This window comes from Paraburkholderia sp. GAS42 (assembly GCF_050436565.1).
In the GTDB taxonomy this organism is placed as follows: domain Bacteria; phylum Pseudomonadota; class Gammaproteobacteria; order Burkholderiales; family Burkholderiaceae; genus Paraburkholderia.
In genome coordinates, this window is the sequence record NZ_JBNDML010000014.1 from 137,228 (window position 1) to 156,463 (window position 19,236).

Annotated in this window: 18 protein-coding genes; 11 read left to right on the top strand and 7 right to left on the bottom strand. The window is 64.1% G+C overall.

The features are described from left to right. Positions 1-20 precede the first annotated feature (20 nt). The gene (locus P3T16_RS21140) at positions 21-719 is read left to right on the top strand and encodes a pirin family protein (protein ID WP_429343719.1); all 699 of its coding nucleotides are present in this window, start codon (positions 21-23) and stop codon (positions 717-719) included. Positions 720-921: 202 nt separating this feature from the next. Here P3T16_RS21140 and P3T16_RS21145 read toward each other — a convergent pair whose 3' ends face one another. Continuing rightward, on the bottom strand, positions 922-1,473 hold the full coding sequence (locus P3T16_RS21145; RefSeq protein WP_429257862.1) for a periplasmic heavy metal sensor: 552 nt from the start codon (positions 1,471-1,473) through the stop codon (positions 922-924). Positions 1,474-1,705: 232 nt separating this feature from the next. On the opposite strand from P3T16_RS21145, the gene P3T16_RS21150 reads away from it, so the two are divergent. Further along, the gene (locus P3T16_RS21150; RefSeq protein ID WP_429257863.1) at positions 1,706-2,431 is read left to right on the top strand and encodes a response regulator; all 726 of its coding nucleotides are present in this window, start codon (positions 1,706-1,708) and stop codon (positions 2,429-2,431) included. Continuing rightward, positions 2,415-3,740 (top strand): ATP-binding protein, encoded by a 1,326-nt coding sequence (locus P3T16_RS21155; RefSeq protein ID WP_429343720.1) that lies wholly within the window; start codon positions 2,415-2,417, stop codon positions 3,738-3,740. The genes P3T16_RS21150 and P3T16_RS21155 overlap by 17 nt, the downstream gene beginning before the upstream one ends. A gap of 90 nt (positions 3,741-3,830) precedes the next feature. On the opposite strand, the gene P3T16_RS21160 is transcribed toward P3T16_RS21155, so the two are convergent. Next, positions 3,831-4,097: a hypothetical protein gene (locus P3T16_RS21160; protein WP_429257865.1), complete on the bottom strand. Its 267-nt coding sequence runs from the start codon at positions 4,095-4,097 to the stop codon at positions 3,831-3,833. A gap of 115 nt (positions 4,098-4,212) precedes the next feature. Continuing rightward, complete coding sequence (locus tag P3T16_RS21165; RefSeq protein ID WP_429343768.1) at positions 4,213-5,892, bottom strand: sensor domain-containing diguanylate cyclase; 1,680 nt, start codon at positions 5,890-5,892, stop codon at positions 4,213-4,215. A 701-nt stretch (positions 5,893-6,593) separates the two neighbouring features. On the opposite strand from P3T16_RS21165, the gene P3T16_RS21170 reads away from it, so the two are divergent. Both P3T16_RS21170 and P3T16_RS21175 read left to right on the top strand, forming a co-directional pair. Further along, positions 6,594-8,345 carry an ABC transporter permease gene (locus tag P3T16_RS21170; protein WP_429343721.1) on the top strand — a complete coding sequence of 584 codons (1,752 nt, stop codon included), beginning with the start codon at positions 6,594-6,596 and terminating at the stop codon, positions 8,343-8,345. Between the two features lie 12 nt (positions 8,346-8,357). Further along, on the top strand, positions 8,358-9,701 hold the full coding sequence (locus P3T16_RS21175) for an AAA-associated domain-containing protein (protein WP_429257867.1): 1,344 nt from the start codon (positions 8,358-8,360) through the stop codon (positions 9,699-9,701). A gap of 114 nt (positions 9,702-9,815) precedes the next feature. On the opposite strand, the gene P3T16_RS21180 is transcribed toward P3T16_RS21175, so the two are convergent. The 3 genes from P3T16_RS21180 to P3T16_RS21190 form a co-directional block, all read right to left on the bottom strand. Then, positions 9,816-10,337, bottom strand: a complete 522-nt coding sequence (locus tag P3T16_RS21180; protein ID WP_429343722.1) for a hypothetical protein — start codon at positions 10,335-10,337, stop codon at positions 9,816-9,818. Beyond that, complete coding sequence (locus P3T16_RS21185) at positions 10,334-10,864, bottom strand: hypothetical protein (RefSeq protein WP_429343723.1); 531 nt, start codon at positions 10,862-10,864, stop codon at positions 10,334-10,336. Before P3T16_RS21185 ends, P3T16_RS21180 begins: the two co-directional genes overlap by 4 nt. Before the next feature lie 358 nt (positions 10,865-11,222). Beyond that, positions 11,223-12,278, bottom strand: coding sequence for a sigma-54 interaction domain-containing protein (locus tag P3T16_RS21190; protein WP_429343724.1), 1,056 nt, complete (start codon positions 12,276-12,278; stop codon positions 11,223-11,225). Between the two features lie 455 nt (positions 12,279-12,733). On the opposite strand from P3T16_RS21190, the gene P3T16_RS21195 reads away from it, so the two are divergent. The 6 genes from P3T16_RS21195 (at position 12,734) to otsA (ending at position 17,542) form a co-directional block, all read left to right on the top strand. After that, entirely contained in the window at positions 12,734-13,051 is a 318-nt protein-coding gene (locus P3T16_RS21195; protein WP_429257871.1) for a DUF883 family protein, read from the top strand. Positions 13,052-13,117: 66 nt separating this feature from the next. Beyond that, on the top strand, positions 13,118-13,387 hold the full coding sequence (locus P3T16_RS21200; protein WP_429343725.1) for a hypothetical protein: 270 nt from the start codon (positions 13,118-13,120) through the stop codon (positions 13,385-13,387). Between the two features lie 270 nt (positions 13,388-13,657). Continuing rightward, a complete protein-coding gene (locus P3T16_RS21205; protein WP_429257873.1) occupies positions 13,658-15,064 on the top strand; it encodes a sigma-54-dependent transcriptional regulator in 1,407 nt (468 codons plus the stop codon). A 261-nt stretch (positions 15,065-15,325) separates the two neighbouring features. Beyond that, positions 15,326-15,526, top strand: a complete 201-nt coding sequence (locus P3T16_RS21210; RefSeq protein WP_429343726.1) for a hypothetical protein — start codon at positions 15,326-15,328, stop codon at positions 15,524-15,526. A gap of 156 nt (positions 15,527-15,682) precedes the next feature. Continuing rightward, complete coding sequence (locus tag P3T16_RS21215; RefSeq protein WP_429257875.1) at positions 15,683-15,907, top strand: hypothetical protein; 225 nt, start codon at positions 15,683-15,685, stop codon at positions 15,905-15,907. 210 nt (positions 15,908-16,117) lie between these two features. Next, the gene (gene otsA / locus P3T16_RS21220) at positions 16,118-17,542 is read left to right on the top strand and encodes an alpha,alpha-trehalose-phosphate synthase (UDP-forming) (RefSeq protein WP_429257876.1); all 1,425 of its coding nucleotides are present in this window, start codon (positions 16,118-16,120) and stop codon (positions 17,540-17,542) included. A 186-nt stretch (positions 17,543-17,728) separates the two neighbouring features. On the opposite strand, the gene P3T16_RS21225 is transcribed toward otsA, so the two are convergent. After that, positions 17,729-19,096 (bottom strand): MFS transporter, encoded by a 1,368-nt coding sequence (locus P3T16_RS21225; protein WP_429343727.1) that lies wholly within the window; start codon positions 19,094-19,096, stop codon positions 17,729-17,731. Positions 19,097-19,236: the final 140 nt, after the last annotated feature.

Sequence of the window (19,236 nt, forward strand, 5' to 3'; positions counted from 1 at the left end):
AATACTGACGGGAGATCGACATGCTGCAGATTCGCCGCTCCGACGAACGCGGTCACGCCAACCACGGCTGGCTCGACTCGTATCACAGCTTTTCGTTTGCCGATTACTACGATCCGGACCATATGCAGTTCGGGCCACTGCGCGTCATCAACGAAGACGTGATCGGGCCAGGCGAAGGATTCGGTGCGCACAGCCATCGCGACATGGAGATCGTTACGTACGTGCTCGAAGGCGCGCTCGCGCACAAGGACAGCATGGGCAACGGCTCGACGATCGGTCCCGGCGACGTGCAACGGATGAGCGCCGGCACGGGCGTGATGCACAGCGAATTCAACGCGTCGAAGGAAGACTCGCTGCATCTGCTGCAGATCTGGGTGCTGCCGGCCCGTCGCGGCGACCAGCCCGGCTACGAAGAGAAGCACTTCGACGACGCCGACAAACGTGGCCGCCTGCGCGTGGTCGCCTCGCCGGATGGGCGCGATGGTTCGGTGACGATTCATTCGGATGCATCGATCCACGCCGGCCTCTTTGACGGCGCCGAGCGCGCCGACCATGCGGTGCCAGCCGGACGGCGTGTCTATGTGCAGGTCGCGCGCGGCGGCGTGACGGTCAACGGCGAAGCGCTGCTGGCCGGCGATGCGGCGATGCTGTCCGACGTCGACACGGTGACGCTCGAAGAGGGCACCCAGGCAGAAGTGTTGCTGTTTGATCTGGGCTGACCTCACGTCAGCCTGGCCCGGCCTTGCAGGCTGGGGGTGCGGGTCCGCAACGCGAGCCACAAAAGAGACGCCACGGAATCAACAACCCCGTGGCGTTTTTTCGTGCGTCCTGCAGGCGGCGCGTGACACCCGCAGGATCAGGACGGCTTCGCGGGTTCTGGCGATCACGAAGCGCGCCCGGTCATCCATAAGCACGAAGCACTTATGGCTTGACCGCCGAAGCCGCATCCGGCGCCGCGCCGCGATGCTGTTCCCAACGCTCGTGCATCTTCTCGTGGCGTTCTTCCATCTTTGCGAAGCGCTGCTTGAGCGCTGTGCTGACGGTCGTCTTCTGCTGATCGTTCAGGCCGTTGTAGAACGCGAGCCACGCGTTCGCGCTCTGCCCGCGCAGTTGTGCGTCCTGCTGCTCGATCTTCTGATGGGCGGCGTACATCGCGTTCAGGTCGAGAATCGGTTGCTGTTGCATCGACTTGAACTGCTGCTTCATCTGGTCATGATTCGCGCGTTCGGCTTCGTGCGTCTGCTTCATCGTGTCGAGCGCGGTTTGCCATTGCTTCTCCTGATCCGCGTTCAGGTTCAGCTGGCCGTGCAACTGGCTCAGCTCCTTCATGAAGTGACCGTGCCAGCCGCCAGGACCACCGGGGCCGCCGGGACCACCCATAGGCGCAGCTGGCTGCGCAGCGTAGGCGATGCCGAGACTCAGCGCGAGAGATGAAGCGGCAACGGCGAGAAAGCGTGAAGTTTTTGTAGACATGGAGCGACTCCTTTGTATTGATCCAGGCCGACGGGCAGGCGCGTGATCTCGAGAGAGTGAGAAGGCCCGCATTCGGTTAGACACAGCGTAGGGGTGGCCGGAGCGCCGCGTGTTACACGCATGACCGCGGCCATTACACGACATTACGTGCGCCTTTCGCGGTAACACCCAGTAACCCTTTGCGGGAGGTTTGTGTCGAAAACGGGGGTTCGCGCGCGTTAAACTTCGTCCCATGGCTACTCAAATTCTGGTCGTCGATGACGACGTCGAACTGCGCGATCTTCTGCGCGACTATCTGGCCCGGCAGGGCATCGAAGTCTCGGTGCTGCATGACGCCGGTTCTCTCGAACGCCGGCTTGAACGCGAGCGGCCGGACCTGATCGTGCTCGACCTGATGATGCCGGGTGTCGACGGCCTGACAGCGCTGCGAAAGCTCCGCGCCTCCGGCGACGACATCCCGGTCATCATGCTGACCGCGCGCGCGGATGACGTCGATCGCATTGTCGGCCTTGAACTCGGCGCGGACGACTACCTCGGCAAGCCGTTCAACCCGCGCGAACTGCTCGCCCGCGTGCAGGCGGTGCTGCGCCGTCGTCGCACGCTGCCGTCGGCGGCCGCGCCCGAGCAGCGCGAGCCGTTCGCGTTCGGGCGATTCACGCTCGACTTCCAGTCACGTACGCTGAGCCAGGACAGCCGGCCGCTGACGCTGTCGGGCAGCGAATTCGCGCTCCTGAAGATCTTCGTGAACCACCCGATGCGTACGCTCACGCGTGAACGCCTGCTCGAACTGCTGCACGGTCCGGAATACGACGGTACCGACCGCGGCATCGACGTGCAGGTGTGGCGCCTGCGTCGCATTCTCGAAACCGATCCGTCCACGCCGCGTTTCATCCAGACGGTGCGCGGTCGCGGCTACGTGTTCGTGCCTGACGGCGAGCAACATGCGTCGGCCAGCTGATTCGCTGTTCGGACGACTGGCGCTGCTGGTCGTCAGTGTGCTGCTGATCTCGCATTTCGCGTGGTATGCGTTGATGCGTCTCGATCGCAGCCAGCTACAGGCGCGCTACGCGGTCGAAGAAGCCACCTTCCTTGTCGATGCGGTGCGCCAGCACGTCGCGCGTTCGCCGGATCAGCCGCTGCCTTCGCGCGTACGTCTGGTCGATCCGGCGAGTCCGGACGTGCCCGCCATCGCCACAGATCTGCCGGCCGGGCTGCAGCGTTTTGTGGACGATGTTCGGGACCGGATGCCCGCCGGCACGCAGGTGCGCATCGGTATGCCCGGCAAGCCGCCCTCGCTGTGGGTGCGCACGGCCGCCGACCATAGCTGGATCGTCGTCCCGGTGCAGCCGCTCAGGCCGCCGCGTCCGCTCGACCGGACGGTCTGGTGGCTCGTCATTATCTTTTCAGCTGGTGTGATGGCCGCGCTCTTCGCCGCGTGGCAGTTGCAGCAGCCGCTGCGCTCGCTCGCGCAGGCCGTCGCGCGATTCGGCCGCGGGCAGCCGGTGCCGCCCGTGCCCGAACGTGGCCCGCGTGAACTGCGGCAACTTACGCACGGCTTCAACCAGATGGTTCAGGAGGTCGCGAGCACGGAAAACGACCGCGCCGTGATGCTGGCAGGCGTCGCGCACGATCTGAAGACGCCGCTCGCGCGGCTGCGCCTGCGCGCCGAGATGATGGAAGAGGCCAAGGTGCGCGACGGCGTGGTGCGCGACGTCGATTCGATGGCGCATATCGTCGACCAGTTCCTGGTCTTCGCCCACGACGGCGCCGACCGCAGCGAAGCCGTCGTGGTCGATACGCAATGTGAGCGCGTGGTGCGCAGCTACCGCGCGGTTGCGGCCGGTGCGCCTGCCGTGCTGACGATGCTGAACGCCGGTCAGGGATTCCGTCTGCCGGCCGCGACGCTCGATCGCATCCTGTCCAATCTGCTCGACAATGCGCACGCGTATGGCGCGCCGCCGATCGTCGTCGAAACGGCGCGCACTGCCACGGGCTTCACGCTGTCGGTCTACGACAACGGCAACGGCATTGCCGCGCACGATCTGATCAACGCGAGCCGGCCGTTCGTGCGGCTCGATCCGGCGCGCGGCGGCAATGGCCATAGCGGCCTGGGTCTCGCGATCGTCGAGCGGCTGGTCAGGCGTGCGGGCGGGGAGTGGGAAATCGGCAACCACGAAGGACGTGGTTTGCGTGTCCTGATGAGCTTCGCCTTCGACGTCCTGCCGCGTGGCGAAGCGACTACGACGGAAAGCGCCTGGGGAAGGTAGGCCGGCGCGGTGCCCCGGATCAGATCACCTGTATAACAGGACGCGCCAGCGGCCAGCCGGCCGGGCGCGTCCGCCTTCGGCCCCGCTCATTTATTCAGTGAAAAGCGTATTGAGGGCGGTGGCGGCGTCGCTGTCGACCGTATTCCAGGTGACCGTTTCCGCCTCGAAGATATAGTGGGTCGTGTACTTGCCGAGGCGCGCGAGAATTTCCTCCTGAATCACTTCCGGCGCAACTTCGAGCTTCAGATACCAGGCCGTCGACGATAGCCGTGTCTGGAACGAGCCATATTCGGCCAGCAAATGGTCGAACGCGACAGCATCCTGATCGCGACAGACGATGACCAGATTTCCCTTCATGCGACTCTCCCGGTAGACGGTGGCAACAACCTTCGTATGAAAGTTGATGATACCTGCTTCTTTCGGGGGAATCCGGCGCTCGTTCCGGTCGACGTGGCCGTACGAACGGAGCCGGTCACCAGACCGACGCGGCGGCGCGCGCGGGCGGCGCGGTGTCGTCCGGCGGGACGGCTTCGCTACGGTCGCGGCCGCCAGACTTCGCCGCGTAGAGCGCGAGGTCGGCGCGGCTCATGATGCGTTCGGGCAGGTCTTCCGGCGAGAGTTCGGTAATGCCGATGCTGACGCTCAGTGCCGCCGACGAAGGCAGCTTCGTCGAAGGTGCGGCCTTCAGCCGCTTGCGCAGCCGCTCGACGACTTCGAGGCCCGCCGGCAGCGACGTGGCCGGCAGCAAAATGCCGAACTCCTCGCCGCCAAGCCGGCCGATCGAATCGCCGCCGCGCAGTTCGGCGCGGCAGGTATCGACGAAATGCTCGAGCGCGCGGTCGCCGGCCGCGTGGCCGAAGCGGTCGTTGATCTGCTTGAAATGGTCGAGATCGGCGATCGCGACGCACATCGGTTCGCGCGCGGCGCGCGCGCCGTCGATCTCCCGCCGCAGCAGATCGAGGAAATAGCGTCGCGAGAGGGCGCCGGTCAGCGCGTCGTGGCGTGCCTCGGCCGACAGCAGCGTATTGGCCGACTGCAACTGCTCGGCGAGATCGCGGGTCGCGCGATGGTGACGCCGCTCGCGCATATAGGAAACAGTGATCACCCACACGAGCGCCGCCAGACCGGTCAGCGTCAGAAACACGAGCAGACGGTCGCGTTTGTGATTGCGCACGAGTTCCGGATACGCCGTCACCGGATCGAACAGATGCGCCGACAGCCCGGAGTTCAGCCCGATGCGCGACTGGTAGAGCGACGGATCGTGGCGCTCCGGCATCTCGACGAGCTTGGCCGCCTGCGCTTCGGGAAACCAGGGCGCCTGCCTGGACACATCGTGACCGGCCTTGCGGATCTCGATTTCGGGGAAGGCGTCGCGGCGATAGATGTTCATCCGCTCGGCGACGGGCATCTGCGTGACCCGCGAGCGGGGCAGCGCGCGGCCTTCGAGCGCGCTGTTGTGCGCCATGATGATGACGCCGTTTTCGTCGGCGACGAAGGTGCCGGCGTGCGCGACCCAGTGGCGCAACCGGGCGATGCCGACCTTGGCGACGACCGCGCCGACCAGTATGCCGTCGTCGTAGACCGGCGCCGAGATAAAGATGCCCGGCTCGCCGCTCGCCCTGCCGACGCCGTACGCTTCGGCGAACGCGCCGAGCAGCGTGCTGGCCAGATAGCCGCGCGTGCGCATATCGATGCCGACGAAGCTCTGCTCGTTGCGCGCGTTGCTCGACGCGACGCACACCCCGTTCGAGTTCACGAGCCAGATGGAGTCGAGGCCTGAAAAACCTTGTGCGTCGTGCAGAAAGCTGCTGACGGACGCCAGTTCGGGGATGTGGAGCAGTTCATCCTGATGAGCGGGTTCCGCGCCGGCGCTGTTCGCGGCATAATTCTGCGTTTGCGTCAGCGCGTGCTGGACGACGCCCAGTTCGGCCATCGTGGCCGGGATCGCGCGCGACATGGCGAGATCGCTTGCGACCACTTCCGCCATGTTGTCGACGATCGACAGCGACATCTGCTCCTGCGCTCGCATCGCGGCGTTCAGCTCTTGCTGTACCATCCGGTCCGCGATCATGCCCGCGACGAACCAGCACACGAGCACGATCAGCAAGAAACTGACCGGCCCGGTTGCCTGGCGCAAGGTTGTCCTGTTCATCGGCGTGTTGATCTGCTTGATCCGTTCGATCCGTCTGACTGTTAAATACGACAGGGTCATGCGTGGCAGCGCACCGGCGCTGATTCTTACCCGCGTTGTACCTGTGGACCTGGACAGCAGGGCGTTGCAGGTCGCCGGAAAATCCAGGCGCTGCTCGCCACCCTGTGATTTTAACCGTCGCGCGGCGTCTGGAGAGGCGCATATTGCATCGCGTGACCACTCATCAGGATCTTTAACGGCTCACCGGGGCTTTTTCTGAATGGGGACACGGGTTTACCGGATGTGGCTCGCACGCGACGCCTTCGGGGAACGTCTGCCGGCCGGATGACCCGAATGACACGCATTCGATGCAAAAGTGGTGCCCGAGGTTGTGCCTGAAACACAGGTTGTAGTAGTGTCGTGCCGTCCAAAACGAGGAAAGCTCGCCAGCCTTCGGGCGGCGCCAGTGGTGGCGGGTGCCGGGCGGGAGCGGGAAGTCGGCGTGATTCGCCGCACGGCTCGCCCTGCAACCGGTCAACGCGTCCCCAACGCCAACGATTTACCGCGCATAAGCGTCTAGCCATGCCTGAATTCCGCTTTCCGGACCGATTCCTCGACCGTTGCAGCGTGCGCGCGGCGCCTGCTGCCCGCCCGGCGCGCGTTGCTGCCGCAGCCGACGCGATGGCTGCCCCTCCGGCTCCACTGCACGGGGAGGGCGTCTGATGGACTTCGGTTTCAACCTGAACCGCACCGCCAATGCGTCGGCATGGCGGGTGCTGCCCAATCGCTGGGACTTCGTCGCCTTTCCGCTGATCATCTGCATCATCGCGATGGCGGCGATCGGTTTCCACGAGACGATGGCGCCGATCTCCACCCTGCAGACGCAGGCGATCTCGCTCGACCCGGCGAATCTGCCCGAATACGCGATGCGCACCACGCTGCGCATGCTCGCGGCGATGGTCGCGTCGCTGGTCTTCACGCTGGTGTACGGCACGCTCGCCGCGAAGAGCCGTCGCGCGGGACAGGTGCTGGTGCCGATTCTCGACATCCTGCAGTCGGTGCCGGTGCTCGGCTACATCTCGTTTACGGTTACCTTCTTTCTCGCGCTGTTCCCGGCGCGCGTGCTCGGCGCTGAACTCGCGGCGATCTTCGCGATCTTCACGAGCCAGGCGTGGAACATGACGTTCAGCTTCTACCAGTCGCTGCGCACGGTGCCGCGCGATCTGGACGAAGTCTCACGCGGCTTTCACCTGACGTCCTGGCAGCGTTTCTGGAAGCTCGAAGTGCCGTTCTCGATGCCGGGCCTCATCTGGAACATGATGATGTCGATGTCGGGCGGATGGTTCTTCGTCGTCGCGTCCGAAGCCATTACAGTCGGTAATCATTCGATCACGCTGCCGGGCATCGGTGCGTATCTGGCCGCGGCGATCTCCGAAAAGGATCTGCACGCGATCGGCTGGGTGATCCTGACGATGACCGTCGTGATCCTCGCGTACGACCAGTTCCTGTTCCGGCCGCTCGTCGCGTGGGCCGACAAGTTCCGCATGGAAACCACCAGTTCGGGCAACGCACCGGAGTCATGGCTGCTCGATCTGATCCGCCGCACGCGGCTGATTCACCGGCTGCTCGTACCGCTCGGCTGGCTGTTCGCGAAGGCGGCGCGCGTGCCGCTGCGCCTGCCGTCGTTCGACCGCGTGCGCTTCCAGATTCCGCAGCGCGAGAAGTCGTCGAAGCTGGGCGACATGGTGTGGTCGGTCATCGTGCTGATCGCAACCGTGTATGTGGTGTATCGCGTGGTGAGCTACGTGCGCACCGGCGTGACGATGGATGAGGTCGGCCACGCGTTCGTGCTCGGGCTCATCACGCTGCTGCGCGTGGTTGTGCTGATCGCGATTGCTTCCGTGGTGTGGGTGCCGGTCGGCGTGCTGATCGGGCTGCGTCCGAAGCTTGCCGAAAAGATGCAGCCGCTGGCCCAGTTTCTCGCTGCGTTCCCGGCGAACCTGCTGTTTCCGGTGTTCGTGATCGTGATCGTGGGCTTTCACCTGAACCCGGATATCTGGCTGTCGCCGCTGATCGTGCTCGGCACGCAGTGGTATATCCTGTTCAACGTGATTGCCGGCGCAACGTCGTATCCGAACGACTATCGCGAGGCGGCCGCCAACTTCCGCATTCGCGGCTGGCAATGGTGGCGTCAGGCGATGCTGCCGGGCATCTTTCCTTACTACGTGACGGGCGCGATCACCGCGTCGGGTGGCGCGTGGAATGCGAGCATCGTCGCTGAGGCGGTGCAGTGGGGCAATACCAAGGTCGTCGCGCACGGCCTCGGCGCCTACATCGCACAGAATACGGAAGCGGGCGATTATCCGAAGATCATTCTCGGTATCGCCGTCATGTCGCTGTTCGTGACCCTGTTCAACCGCCTGTTGTGGCGTCCGATGTACGCCTACGCCGAAGCAAAGCTTCGACTCGATTGAGAGCGAAACACGATGCAAAACCCGAAAGCCGTAGCCGCCGCGCCGATCCAGACGCCGCCGATGCCACCCCGTCTCGGCGAGGAGATCCTGCGCGTCAAGGACGTGTGCCGTGGCTTTAACAAGACCCAGGGCGAGCTGCTCGTCCTCGACGATGCGAACCTGTCGCTGCGTGAAGGCGAGATTGTTGGGCTGCTGGGCCGCTCGGGCTCGGGCAAGTCGACGCTGCTACGCATCATCGCTGGCCTGATCGAGCCGACCGACGGCGAAGTCACGTATATGGGCAAGCCGCTCGACGGCCCGGCGGAAGGCGTCGCGATGGTGTTCCAGACCTTCGCGCTGTTCCCGTGGCTGACCGTGCTGCAGAACGTGGAAGCGGGACTCGAGGCGCAGGGTGTTCCGGCGCGCGAGCGTCGCGAGCGCGCGCTGGCGGCGATCGACCTGATCGGTCTCGACGGTTTCGAGAACGCGTATCCGCGCGAGCTGTCGGGCGGCATGCGTCAGCGCGTGGGCTTTGCGCGCGCGCTGGTGGTCGATCCGACGTTGCTGCTGATGGACGAGCCGTTCTCCGCGCTCGACGTCCTGACCGCCGAAACGCTGCGTACCGACCTGCTCGACCTGTGGACGCAGGGGCGCATGCCGATCAAGTCGGTGCTGATCGTCACGCACAACATCGAGGAAGCGGTGTTCATGTGCGACCGGATCCTCGTGCTGTCGTCGAATCCGGGCCGCGTGATCGCCGAGATCAAGGTGCCGTTCAAGCATCCGCGTAACCGGCTGGACCCGGCGTTCCGGCGTCTGGTCGACGAGATCTACGCCAAGATGACGGCGCGCCAGACCGACGAAAAAACCCGCAAGGGGCTGGAGCTCAGCAGCTGGCTGCCGCATGTGTCGACCAACCTGATGGCCGGTCTGATCGAGACGCTGGCCGCCGCGCCGTACCACGGCCGCGCCGACATGCCGGAAATCGCGCGTTCGCTGCATCTGGAGGTCGACGATCTGTTCCCGGTCGCCGAAGTGCTGCAGCATCTCGGTTTCGCCGATGTGCGCGAAGGCGATATTTTCCTGACGCCGCCGGCGCGCGTGTTCTCGGAGTTCGGCACGCAGGAACGGAAGATGATGTTTGCCGAACATCTGCTACGGCATGTGCCGCTCGCCGCGCGGATCAAGAAGGTACTGAACGAACGGCCGGGGCATCGCGCGCCGCGCGTGCGCTTCGAACAGGAACTGGAAGATTTCCTCTCCGACAAGGCCGCCGAAGAGACGCTCGACGCCGTCATCAACTGGGGCCGTTATGGCGAGATCTTCTCGTATAACGACCAGACCGAAATCTTCAGTCTGGAAGACGTCGAGTCCTGATTGCTGTCTGGAAGGTCGTGCGGGAAGCGAAACGACAAAAGGCCGTGCATCTGGTTTGCACGGCCTTTTGTCATGACGCGGCGCCTGTCAACATCACGCGAACGCCAGAAGACGCTATTGCAGATTGCCCCAGCGATCCACGGCCGGTTCGGCCAGTGCCCACTTCCAGCCCTTCTGCTGCTGACACGCGCTGCCGGTGTACCAGGCTTCGTGCGCGCCGGGATCGTCGCCGTCCTTCACTGAGAACACGAAGTCCTTGCAGATCGCGAGCGCCGACGTGAACGCGCGCGTCACGCGAACCTGGCCGTGGCCGTTCTCGATGGGCATTGTGTGCCTGACGCTCCACGGCCGCGTCTCGCCGACCGGCATTGCGCCCGCGAGCGCCGCGATCAGGTCCTGCTGGTCGCTATGCATGTCGCGCATGTAGCGCTTGACCACCTCGTCGGTCGCTGCCTGCACCGCGATGCCGACGCCGATGCCGACAGCCGGGTTCGCCGTGACGAGACCGGTTGCGACGCCTGCCGCTGCGCCGCTCGCGGCACCAACCGACGTCGACGAGCACCCGCTCATCAACACGCTGGCGCTCACGCAGACGGCGGCGGCCAGCGCGAGCCGTACACGGGCAGCCGCACTCATTGCAGCGCGCCCCAGCGTTCGGTGGCCGGTTCCGCCAACGCCCATTTCCAGGCGGCGCCGTCGCGGCAGATCGAAGCAACGTAGAACGCCGTGCTGGCCGGCACGTTCTGCGTTGCGGTTTTGTCGACGGAGAAGACGATCTCCTTGCAGTCGAGCGCGCCTGTGCTGATCGTGCGGCTGACGGTGACGCGGCCGTGCTCGTCGTCTTCGATCGGGACCGAGTGCGTGACACTCCATGGGGAGACGGCGCCGACGTCGAGGGGGCCGGCGGCCTGCGCGATGCGATCCTGCGTATCGCGGTGGACGACGCGCTGCGAGTACTGGACGCCGGCGCGTGCCGCGGCGACTGCGCCAAGGCCGATGCCGGTTGCAACGGCTGCGTTATTGGTGACGCTGGAAGCGATGGCGGCGCCGGCGATACCGGCACCGGCGGTCGCACCTTCTGAATAGACCGAGTTGCATCCACTCAAGCTCGCCGTCGCGACGACGACAAGTGACACAAGCACGGAGAGCGCGCTGACGCTCATCCGCTGGGCTCCGTTGGCCCGGTGCATCCTGATCATCATTCCCTGTATTGCTCCTGCTTGCGACGTCCGCCGGCCCACCACGCGCCCCGCGCGGCAGCAGCCAGACGACGCGTTATTTACGTCCTTTCTTGCCGCAGCATTTTGCAGGATACGATTTGTAAATGGCAGGAGAAAAGTGCAAGCAATTGCAAATCCTGATGCATGTCAAAAGCGTTTCTAGATGTCCGGCGGCATTCGACGCGCTTTCTGATTTTCAGGACTGCAGGAGCCTGTAACGGCATCGCGTATTCATCGTCGTGTCGTTACGATAAAGATGTCGCGTTCAGGAGAAGTCCGGCGCAAGCGGCCGGACCGCCGGCTATTCGCTTTCTTCTTCGACGCCGTCTTCGCTGCCGTACGTGCCGAGCCGGTTGTACAGCGTCTTCAGGCTCACGCCGAGCGCCTTCGCCGCGCGACGCTTGTCGCCGCCGCAGTACTTCAGCGTGCCGAGAATGATCTGCTTCTGCGCGTCGGCGAGCGGCGTGCCGATCCATACGCTCATTACGTCACCTTGCGTCACCGGCTTTTTGACCCGCGACGCGAGATGTGGATGCGGCAACTCGACCGTCTTCTCCGCGAGGATGAACGCCCGATAGACGGCGTTCTTCAGTTCGCGCACATTCCCCGGCCACGACCACGTTCGCAGCGTTTCGATCGCGCGTTTGCTGAAGCTCTTGCTCGTGCCTTCCTGCTGGTTCATCGCGGCGAGGAAGTAATGCGCGAGCAGTTCGCGGTCGTTCTCGCGTTCACGCAGCGGCGGCGCGCGCAACGGAAACACAGCCAGGCGATACATCAGGTCCTCGCGCAGCCCGTTCTCCTTCATTGCGACGACAGGATCGCGGTTGGTCGCCGCGATCACGCGCACATCGGCGCGAATCAGCTCGCTCCCGCCGACGCGAAAGAACGTGCCGGTCTCGAGCGCCCGCAGCAGCTTGACCTGGCGCACCGGCGCCATCTCGGTGATTTCGTCGAGGAACAGTGTGCCGCCATTTGCGTGCTCGAAGTAGCCGATGCGCCCCTGCACGGCGCCCGTGAAACTGCCTTTCTCGTGGCCGAAGAGTTCGGCTTCGATCAGCTCGTCAGGAATCGCACCGCAGTTCACGGCAATAAACGGCGCGTCACGGCGCGCGCTCTGACCGTGAATCGTGCGGGCGATCAGTTCCTTGCCCGTGCCTGATTCACCGATGATCAACGCGGTCGCGTCGGTGGCGGCGACGCGTTTAATCTGCTCGTACAACTCAAGCATTACCGGCGACGAGCCGTACAGCAGGCCATATGACCTGAGGCCGGCAATGTCGCCCGGGACGCGTTGCTTCGTCTGCGCCGCGCTGCCGCCTCTGGCGACAGCGGGCGAGTCCAGATCGATTGACGCCATAAACATGTTGTCCTGCAAAAATGTTCTTCGTTGTGGCGGTGCAGGTTCGCGCGACCGGCGAACCGCGTCGATTCAATATCTCGTAAATGCGATTTAACCACTCGCGCACCTTTCACCGCAATGCGCGCGACCGCATGGCCGCGATCAAACGGATGTTTGTGCTGCACGGGCTGGCGAGCCGATCGATAAACGGCACTAACGACATATTTGTCATTAGGAATCGGCAATATCGACCGGAACATGGCGTCGTGCAAACGCGGCGTACCCGGCCGGAACTCGTCCGTCCGAAATCGATCGACATAAGAGGGTCGACGCCAGGCATCTGGCGCGCGGATTGCCTGCGATTGCGTGCAGCAGCATCACATACCGCGTGCATCCTGCGGCCGTTGGGTGGACGGCCGCGCGGCGCTGGACGTCAGCGGATGTCTTTTCGAACAATGAGGAGTATTTTGATCATGAGCGACACCACGGCCCAGCTTGCACTTGGCAGGCAAAAAATCGTCGAAGACCTGAGGGTGCTCCTGACCGACTCGGAGGAAATGTTGCGACTCGCGACGGCCGTCCCGGGCGAGGGCGTCGAGGCATTGCGCGAACGTCTGCGCACCCATGTTGACTCGATGCAGCTCGCGCTCGGCGACGCGCAGTCGGCAGCGAAGCAGCGCTACCGCGTCGCCGCTGACAACGCCGATCGTTACGTACGCGACAACCCCTGGCAGGCCGTTGGTGTCGGCGCCGGAATCGGGTTTTTGCTGGGCGTGTTGTTAGCGCGCTGAGCCACGTTTCGCTTTGTTGTGCGCTTTGCTGCGATTTTTCAGGTTTGCGATCAGGAGGAGTTCGACATGGCACAACCCAGAATCGGCATTTTCGGCGCGTTGGTGGCTGTCGGCGGCATCCTTGCATGGCGCTGGTCGCAACGGCAGCGCGCAGCGCAAGTGTCTTTGAGCCGCGATCTGAACCGCTGGGAAGGCGAAGGCGGTAACGTCGTTACGCCTGCGCAGCCGGTGGCCGCAGCGGCGAAAACCGCCAGCAACAGCGTTGCGAATGGCGCCGCGAACGGAGCCGGCCACACCGGTACATCAGGCGAGCCGTGGCCGTTTCCGCATAGCTGATCGGCCTCGCAACAAGATAGAGGTGTGTGGCCGTAGTAAGGCCGTACAATGATGAACCCACAACAATGAGGCGTTCAGGCTCGCTCGCATCCGCCGATTGTTGCACAGCCGCACCGGGTCCTGACCGGGCCGATCGAATCCAGGTCGATCATCACCGCACACCGGCCGTGCGGTTTTTGCAGTGCGCCGGGCATCCGGCGTCCTGCTATCGGCGGGTTCGATGCGTCTGTCAATGCGATCGCCCAACGCTTCCCTCGCTTTCGAGACGCAATGCCACACGTATTGATTGTCGATGACGATCCAGGTACCCGCGAGGCGCTCGCCACCATCATCACAGAAGACGGTCTGACGACAGTCACGGCCGGTGATCTGCGTGAAGCGCGCATCCAGCTTGTCCGGCAGACGCCGGACGTGATTTTCACCGACCTCAAACTGCCGGACGGCAGCGGCGTCGATCTGTTCGAAGATCTCGATCCGCAGTCCGGCGTCGAGGTCATTGTCATTACCGGGCATGCGACGGTCGAGTCGGCGGTGAATGCGCTGAAGATGGGCGCCACCGACTATCTCGTGAAGCCGATCAACATGCAGCGCGTGAAGGCGATTTTGAGCCGGCTCCCGCGCCCCGGTGATCTGAAAGCCGAGATCGGCAACCTGCGTGGCGAACTGCGCCGCATGGGCCGCTTTGGGCTAATGCTCGGCAATTCGCCAGTGATGCAGGAGGTCTACGACCAGATCAGCCGCGTTGCGCCGACGGCGGCCTCGGTGATGCTGGTCGGCGAATCGGGCACCGGCAAGGAAGTCGCCGCGCAGACTGTTCACCAGCTGAGTCTGCGTCGCAAGCACGCGTTTCTCGCGGTGAACTGCGGCGCGATCTCGCCGAACCTGATCGAGTCGGAAATGTTCGGCCACGAACGCGGCTCGTTCACGGGCGCTGACCGTCAGCACAAGGGCTATTTCGAACGCGCGAACGGCGGCACGCTGTTCCTCGATGAAATTACCGAGATGCCGGTCGAACTTCAGGTCAAGCTGCTGCGCGTGCTCGAAACCGGCATGTTCATGCGCGTCGGTACGACGAAGGAAATCGAGACCGACGTGCGCCTGATCGCCGCGACGAATCGCGATCCTGAGCAGGCCGTGCTCGAAGGCAAGCTGCGTCTCGATCTGTATCACCGGCTGAATGTGTTTCCGATCAGCCTGCCGCCGCTGCGCGAGCGCGGCAAGGACGTCGACCTGCTCGCGCAGGCCTTCCTCGATGAACTGAACGAGCGTCACAGCACGAAAAAGCACTTCCCGCAGGCGGTGAAGGACATGCTGATGTCGTACCCGTGGCCCGGCAACGTGCGCGAACTGAAGAACTATGTGCAGCGGGCGCACATCATGTCCGGCGCCGAGTCCGACAGCACGGCGACCGTGCCGCTGCAGATCTCGCTGTCGAAGCCGGCAGCGGGCACGGCGGTGACGATTCCGTTTGGCACGTCGCTCGCCGAAGCGGACCGCCAGCTGATTCTCGCGACGCTCGAACAATGCGGCGGCGTGAAAACGCGCGCAGCGGAGATTCTCGGCATCAGTCTGAAGACGCTGTACAACCGGCTCGTCGAATATGGCAACGACGCGAGCCGTCTCGCGGAAGGCGAAGCGGACGACGAATCCCGCGCGCTGGGCGACGCAGACGCCTGAGTTTTCAGAGCCGGACCCGGGCAACGGAAATGGGCCATCGTGTCGAACGAAGGCCCATTTTGCATCTGGCGACCGATCGATGACACGCCAGGCTGCATCAGCGCGCGTCTGCAACTGCGGCAATCGGGAACATCTGCACAGCGTCGAAGGCAGACCCGGATGCACATCGATCGCACACCGACGACGCCCGGGCGTGTAACGTCCACACGACGGCACATCGCTTGCTCGATGAAAGGGGACGACTGGAACGAGGAGGCTTTCATGCTGCAACGCTACACTGTTCTGTCCACGCGGCATCCGGCGCTGATCGCGCATCGCCCCGAGCCTATCGAGCCGCCGTCGACGCCCGAGGAACCCGACACCGTCCCCGATCCCACGCACGAACCGACGATTCCGGATACCCCGCCGATTGGCGATCCACCGCCGCAACCCAACCAGACGCCGTACGGCCGCCTGCATTAACGCTGGCCAATGCGTCATGCATCGCGACGCCCGGCGCAGGGCTTTAATGTACTTGTTACAAGTCAGCCTGAGTTTTTACCGGCAATTTGCCACGCCGGGCCCTAGACTATGTGCATGCCACCGCTCGCGTGGCGGCCTTCCAGTGGAGGCATCGATATGAGACATCCTGCCCTGCGGCGCTCCGCGCGCCATTCGAAGCGCGATGCACGTCCAGCCAATGCCGCCAGTAGCGCAACCGCCGGGCCGCCCGCGGGTCCCGACCCGGCTGCGCAGAATCGTCCCGCGCCCCATGCGCCGCCGGACGGCGATCACAACCAGGGCGGCGTGCGCGCGGAAGGGCTCGAATATCAGCGCGATCTCGGCTCTGAACAGGACGCCTGAGGACGCGCAAGCCACTGCTTCGCTGCTGGATGTGGGTCGAAAAACGGAAAAAACTTCTGTGTGGCGGGCTATGCGCCGCACGTTTTTACTCGTTCGTCACATTTGCATACATTTTTTTTCCGGTTTTGACGAGACACGGCATACGGCTTGCGTGCACCATAAAAGCTGAATTCCCCGCATGCAATGCATAACTGAATGAGGTGGAGCCGAATGAGCAGATTGATCGTGGTGTCGAATCGTGTAGCGCCGACCCAGGAAGGCCGTCCGGCCGCCGGTGGTCTCGCGATCGGCGTACTCGATGCGCTGAAGGAAACGGGTGGTGTGTGGTTCGGCTGGAGTGGCGAGACCGTCAGTGAACCGTCGGCGCCCGTCATCGAAAAGCAGGGCAACGTCACGTACGCCACCGTCGGTCTCACGAAGCGCGACTACGACCAGTACTACCGCGGCTTTTCGAACACCACACTGTGGCCGACGTTCCACTATCGCAATGACCTGTCGCGCTATGACCGGCAGGAGTATTCGGGTTATCTGCGCGTCAACGTGACGCTCGCAAAGCAGCTCAAGGCGCTACTCAAGCCCGACGACATCATCTGGGTCCACGACTATCACCTGCTGCCGTTCGCACGCTGTCTGCGGGATCTCGGCGTGAAGAATCCAGTCGGCTTCTTCCTGCATATTCCGTTTCCGGTGCCCGAAGTGCTGCGCACCGTGCCGCCGCACGAAGAACTCGTGAAGTGCATGTGCAGCTATGACGTGGTTGGCTTCCAGACGGATGCGGACCGCCAGTCGTTCGTCGACTACATCGAACGCGGCCAGCACGGCATGTCGAGCGAAGACGGCATGGTGCACGCGTATGACCGTTTCCTGAAGGTCGGCGCCTATCCGATCGGCATCTATCCGGATGCGATCGCGAAGGCCGCCGAACAGTTCACCGATCGCAAGCCGGTTCGCAGCCTGCGTGACGGCATGCGCGGGCGCAAGCTGATCATGAGCGTCGACCGGCTCGATTATTCGAAGGGCCTCGTCGAGCGCTTTCAGGCGTTCGAGCGTCTGTTGCTGAATGCGCCGGGCTGGCATGGTCGCGTTTCGCTGGTGCAGATCGCGCCGCCGACACGTTCCGATGTCTCGACGTATCAGCGCATTCGCCAGACCCTGGAAGGAGAGGCGGGCCGCATCAATGGCCGCTTCGCGCAACTCGACTGGACGCCGATCCAGTACCTGAACCGCAAGTACGACCGCAATCTGCTGATGGCGCTGTTCCGGCAGTCGCAGGTGGGTTATGTGACGCCGCTGCGTGACGGGATGAATCTCGTCGCGAAGGAATATGTCGCTTCGCAGGATCCGGCTGATCCGGGCGTGCTCGTGCTGTCGCAATTCGCGGGCGCTGCCGAGCAGCTGCCCGGCGCGCTGGTCGTGAATCCGTTCGATCTGTCGCAGATGGCGGAAGCGCTGGAGCGCGCGCTGTCGATGCCGCTCGCCGAGCGTCAGGCGCGTCATGCGGACATGATGGCGCCGCTGCGTGAGAACAATCTTTCTGTGTGGCGCGATAACTTCCTCGCCGACCTGCGCAATGTGGCGACGGCTTCCTCGGTGACGGCAAAAGCGGTAAAGCTCGCGGACGCGACGGCGAACTAGAAGCCCGGCGTCCGGCTCGAAAGAACGATACGGGCTAACCCATCCGGCGGCCATTGTGGCCGCCGTTTTTTGTGTGCGTGATTGGCGACTCAGGGCGACTCAGGGGTTGAGCCCAAGCTTCTGTTCTGATCCCATGACGAGGCTTTAGCCGGCATCGCCCGCGTCGCGCTGCGCTACGCAAGACATTCAGGTCGAAGCCGTCGCCCCGCGTTGCGTCACGCGCAACATGCTCACGGTCGCGGCCACTATCGCAAAGCTCGCCGCGACATAAAGCGCGATCGTCGGACCACGCTGCGGCGCTACGCCGAAGATCAACGCGACGAGTGCCGCACCCAGCGTCTGGCCGGTCAGTCGCGCCGTGCCGAGCATGCCGCTCGCGCCGCCGCTGCGCGAGCGCGGCGCGGACGACAGAATGGTCCGGTTGTTCGGCGACTGAAAGAGTCCAAATCCCGCCCCGCATACCGCCATGCGCCACGCGATATCGACCGGCTCCGGATGCGCACCGAGCGTTGCCAGCAACAGCAGGCCGCAGGTCATCGTGATAAGTCCGATGCCGCCGAGCATGCCCGCCGAATAGCGATCCGACAGCACGCCGGCGAGCGGCGCCGCGACGATGATGACGAGCGGCCACGGCGTCATCAGCAAGCCGGTCTGCACCTGGGTGAGCCCGAAGGTGTCCTGCATCAGGAACGGCAGCGAGACGAACGCCAGCATCTGCGCGGCGAAGGAACAGATCGACGTCCCGATCGACAACGCGAAGATCGGGATTCTCAGCAGGTCGACGGGCAGCAGCGGCGCCGGCTGATCCAGTTGCCGTCGCACGAAGAAGTAGCCGATCACGACCGCCGCGAAGACTTCAGCGACGACATAACTGCGATGCTCGCCGTGCCCGAGCCCGTCGACCGCAAAGATCAGCAGGCCGAACACGAACGCGTTCATCACGGCGCTCAGGTAGTCGTACGGCGCGCTGTGCGGCGTGTTGCGCGGCAACGCCTTCAGGCCGCCGGCGAACGCGGCGATGCCGATCGGTACGTTGATCGCGAAGAGCCACGGCCACGTCGCGACGGACAGCACCGCGGAGGCCACCGTCGGCCCGACTGCCGACGACACTGCAACCACCATCGCGTTGATCGAGACACCGCGCCCGAGATGGTCGGGCGGATAGATCATGCGGACGAGCGCGGTGTTCACGCTCATGATGCCCGCCGCGCCGAAGCCCTGGATCACGCGCGCGAATGCAAGCATCGGCAGCGAGCTGGAGAGCGCGCAACCGAGCGACGCGACAGTGAAGAGCGCGAGGCCGGAGAGATAGACACGCCGGTAGCCGATGCGGTCGCCCAGCGACGCGAGCGGCAGCAGCGAAATGGTGACGGCAAGCTGGTACGCGTTGATGATCCAGATCGAACTGGCGGCACTTGCGTTCAGATGACGCGCGATGGTCGGAAGCGCAACGTTGGCGATCGCGCTGTCGAGCACGGCAAGCGTGATGCCGAGGGCTACCACGACAATGGCGCCGTAACGTTGCGGCAGAGGCAGGCCTTGTTCTGGGTTCATCGGCACGGGCCGTTAGTAAGCAGACGCCGAATTGTATGAAACCGTCCTTACAGGAAGGTTGTGCGTGCATCCTTTTTCGTTGTTCAGCATCCGGCCGTGCCGCGTGCGGCCTGACGCGTCGAGTGCCGGGCACGCTGCTG

Coding starts and splice junctions, on each gene's coding strand:
- P3T16_RS21215 (WP_429257875.1), top strand. CDS start 15,683: ATGAGACATCCTGCCCTGCGGCGCTCCGCGCGCCATTCGAAGCGCGAT.
- P3T16_RS21180 (WP_429343722.1), bottom strand. CDS start 10,337: ATGAGTGCGGCTGCCCGTGTACGGCTCGCGCTGGCCGCCGCCGTCTGC.
- P3T16_RS21185 (WP_429343723.1), bottom strand. CDS start 10,864: ATGAGCGTCAGCGCGCTCTCCGTGCTTGTGTCACTTGTCGTCGTCGCG.
- P3T16_RS21145 (WP_429257862.1), bottom strand. CDS start 1,473: ATGTCTACAAAAACTTCACGCTTTCTCGCCGTTGCCGCTTCATCTCTC.
- P3T16_RS21225 (WP_429343727.1), bottom strand. CDS start 19,096: ATGAACCCAGAACAAGGCCTGCCTCTGCCGCAACGTTACGGCGCCATT.
- P3T16_RS21210 (WP_429343726.1), top strand. CDS start 15,326: ATGCTGCAACGCTACACTGTTCTGTCCACGCGGCATCCGGCGCTGATC.
- P3T16_RS21160 (WP_429257865.1), bottom strand. CDS start 4,097: ATGAAGGGAAATCTGGTCATCGTCTGTCGCGATCAGGATGCTGTCGCG.
- P3T16_RS21190 (WP_429343724.1), bottom strand. CDS start 12,278: ATGGCGTCAATCGATCTGGACTCGCCCGCTGTCGCCAGAGGCGGCAGC.
- P3T16_RS21200 (WP_429343725.1), top strand. CDS start 13,118: ATGGCACAACCCAGAATCGGCATTTTCGGCGCGTTGGTGGCTGTCGGC.
- P3T16_RS21165 (WP_429343768.1), bottom strand. CDS start 5,892: ATGAACAGGACAACCTTGCGCCAGGCAACCGGGCCGGTCAGTTTCTTG.
- P3T16_RS21170 (WP_429343721.1), top strand. CDS start 6,594: ATGGACTTCGGTTTCAACCTGAACCGCACCGCCAATGCGTCGGCATGG.
- P3T16_RS21140 (WP_429343719.1), top strand. CDS start 21: ATGCTGCAGATTCGCCGCTCCGACGAACGCGGTCACGCCAACCACGGC.
- P3T16_RS21195 (WP_429257871.1), top strand. CDS start 12,734: ATGAGCGACACCACGGCCCAGCTTGCACTTGGCAGGCAAAAAATCGTC.
- P3T16_RS21175 (WP_429257867.1), top strand. CDS start 8,358: ATGCAAAACCCGAAAGCCGTAGCCGCCGCGCCGATCCAGACGCCGCCG.
- P3T16_RS21205 (WP_429257873.1), top strand. CDS start 13,658: ATGCCACACGTATTGATTGTCGATGACGATCCAGGTACCCGCGAGGCG.
- P3T16_RS21150 (WP_429257863.1), top strand. CDS start 1,706: ATGGCTACTCAAATTCTGGTCGTCGATGACGACGTCGAACTGCGCGAT.
- otsA (WP_429257876.1), top strand. CDS start 16,118: ATGAGCAGATTGATCGTGGTGTCGAATCGTGTAGCGCCGACCCAGGAA.
- P3T16_RS21155 (WP_429343720.1), top strand. CDS start 2,415: ATGCGTCGGCCAGCTGATTCGCTGTTCGGACGACTGGCGCTGCTGGTC.